This is a genomic window from Herbidospora sp. RD11066 (genome assembly GCF_054661255.1).
The window spans coordinates 1-288 of record NZ_BAAGDO010000095.1 but is presented as its reverse complement, the minus strand read 5'-3'; the positions used below and the strand labels follow the sequence as shown (position 1 = coordinate 288).

Annotated in this window: 1 protein-coding gene; it reads right to left on the bottom strand. The window is 59.4% G+C overall.

Annotation, left to right across the window (positions count from 1 at the left end; genetic code table 11):
- A partial coding sequence (locus tag ACYQ78_RS39440; protein WP_459806111.1) for a hypothetical protein occupies positions 1-261 on the bottom strand: 261 nt, incomplete at its 3' end.
- Positions 262-288: the final 27 nt, after the last annotated feature.

The following is a 288-nucleotide window of genomic DNA, read 5'->3' as shown; positions in this document are numbered from 1 at the left end:
GTGGCCCTTGTACTCCGCCACCAGGTCGGCGCGGGAGACCTCCACGAAGACGTCGCTGTCCTTCTCTTCTTTCCTCTCCACCTTCTTGATGACGCCCATTTCCACCAAGAGCTGTCCCACCATGCGTGCCACGACCGTCTTGCCAGTGCCTGGGTTGCCCAAGAACTGCATGTGGAAAGACTGACCCATCAAGGTCTTGGCGTCCGGCAACAGCCTCTTGCGCCATTGGTCAAACTCGACCATGGCTCGAAGTTCGGACATGCCAGCCTTCACCTTGGTCAGGCCCAC